The sequence below is a fragment of the Streptomyces sp. NRRL B-24572 genome (assembly GCF_002156145.1).
Lineage (GTDB): Bacteria > Actinomycetota > Actinomycetes > Streptomycetales > Streptomycetaceae > Streptomyces > Streptomyces vietnamensis.
Genome location: NZ_MWIG01000884.1, coordinates 1 through 1,805, shown reverse-complemented (window position 1 = coordinate 1,805; position 1,805 = coordinate 1). Strand labels below are relative to the sequence as shown.

General features: G+C 69.8%; 3 protein-coding genes. 1 reads left to right on the top strand and 2 read right to left on the bottom strand.

What is annotated here, in order from left to right:
• On the bottom strand, positions 1 to 446 hold a 446-nt coding region (locus tag CCN56_RS37660), incomplete at its 3' end, for an ABC transporter ATP-binding protein (RefSeq protein ID WP_143664767.1).
• Between the two features lie 44 nt (positions 447 to 490).
• Positions 491 to 1,156 carry a DUF4097 family beta strand repeat-containing protein gene (locus tag CCN56_RS37655; protein WP_086832185.1) on the bottom strand — a complete coding sequence of 222 codons (666 nt, stop codon included), beginning with the start codon at positions 1,154 to 1,156 and terminating at the stop codon, positions 491 to 493.
• Between the two features lie 252 nt (positions 1,157 to 1,408).
• Here CCN56_RS37655 and CCN56_RS37650 point away from each other — a divergent pair.
• On the top strand, positions 1,409 to 1,805 hold a 397-nt coding region (locus tag CCN56_RS37650; protein WP_143664766.1), incomplete at its 3' end, for a helix-turn-helix domain-containing protein.

The window sequence follows — 1,805 nt, the reverse complement described above, 5'->3', positions numbered from 1 at the left end:
ATCGCGATGTCCAGGCGGCGCTTCATGCCGCCGGAGTACGTGGAGGCCGGCTTCTTCGCCGCCTCCGTCAGGTCGAAGCGCTCCAACAGTTCGGCGGTGACCCGGCGGCCCTCCTGCTTGGACAGGTGGTTGAGGTCGGCCATCAGGAGCATGTTCTCCTCGCCCGTGATCAGGCCGTCGACCGCGGAGAACTGGCCCGTGACGCCGATCGCGGCCCGGACCGCCTGCGGTGATCCCGCCAGGTCGTGGCCCGCCACCCGGGCCTGTCCGCCGTCGGCGGTGATGAGGGTGGACAGGATCTTCACGGCGGTCGTCTTGCCCGCGCCGTTCGGGCCGAGGAGGGCGAAGACCGAGCCCTCCGGGACGGTCAGGTCGATGCCGTCGAGGACGGTCTTGTCGCCGTACGACTTCCGCAGCCCGTTCGCTGCGATGGCCTGGGTGGTCATGGTGCGTGCTCCTTGGAGGCTGCGGGTCGGAACGAGGGGGTGGGTTACAGGCTGCGGGCCGCGATGTCGCCGTACGCCGTCGTCGCCTGGATGCTCAGGCCCGGAGTGCCGTCGCTCTTGAGGGAGTTGGCGACCCTGCCGTAGGCCGTACCGGCGTCCAGGGAGGCGGAGACGCCCGCCGCGGCGGCGACCGCGATGTCGCCCTTCTGGGTGGTCAGGACGACCGTGCCGCCCACCGCCTCGGCGATGCGGATGTCGCCCCGCGCGGTGCTGATCTCGGCGGAGCCGGCCAGGCGGCCGACCTCGACGTCGCCGTCGACCGCGGTGAGGCGGAGGGTCGCGGCCTCGTCGATCTTGATCCGGCTGTACGCGCCTTCGAAGGCGACGTCGCCGAGCCGGCCCACGGCGCGGAGTTCGGTGGCGGCGGCCTGGCCCTCGATCCGGGAGCCGGCCGGGAGCTGGACCGTCACCTCGATGGCGCCGGCGTTCCCGAGGATCCGGTTCTTCGGCTTCGGGACCTCGATGCGCAGGACGCCGTCGGCGTAGGCGACTTCGGTCTCCTCGGCCGTCTTCACATCGCGGCTCTTGGAGGGGTCGGCCGGCAGGACCTCGACGGTGGTGTCGGCGCGGTCGGCTGCGATGAGGCGGATGCGGCCGGCGGGGACGGCGAGGGTGGCGACGATGGCGGCGGGGGTGGCGAAGTTCTGCATGGTGCTTCTCCTTCGTGTGGAGCGGGCGCTTGTTCGCCTCGCTCTTTCCGATGAAGGAAAAGCTACGTTGCGTTCGAAGATCGAGCAAGCACTTCATTGCGCGAAAGCAGGCTTATCGCAGGTCAGTTGATAGATTTCATTGCAATGGTTCTGAATCTAATGCAACAACACATCCTCATCTCGTTGCAATGGATTGTCGGTGAACGCTATGCTGGCGCCATCACGGACGAACGGACGAAGAAGGAGACCGCGATGCCCGGAGGCAGGCTCACCCAGCCCGAACGTCAGCAGATCGCGTTGGGGCTCGCCGACGGCCTCGCGTACGCGGAGATCGCCCGCCGCCTCGAACGCCCGACCTCGACCATCACCCGCGAGGTCATGCGCAACGGCGGCCCCACCAGCTACCGCGCCGACCTCGCCCACCGCGCCACCGAGCACCGCGCCCACCGCCGCAAGCCGGCCGCGCCCAAGGGGACTTCCGCCGCCCCGCAGGCCCATGGGCGTGACGCCGAGGCCGTGCGCGCGTACGAGGAGACGCTCACGACCGTCATGATGGCCTCGGGCATGCCCAAGATGATGGCCCGCGTCATGGCCGGCCTCACGCTCTCGGACACGGGCAGCCTCACCGCGTCCGAGCTCTCCGAGCGCC

Bases quoted from the DNA above. Each gene is read 5' to 3' on its own strand.
- CCN56_RS37655 (WP_086832185.1), bottom strand. From the start codon at position 1,156: ATGCAGAACTTCGCCACCCCCGCCGCCATCGTCGCCACCCTCGCCGTC.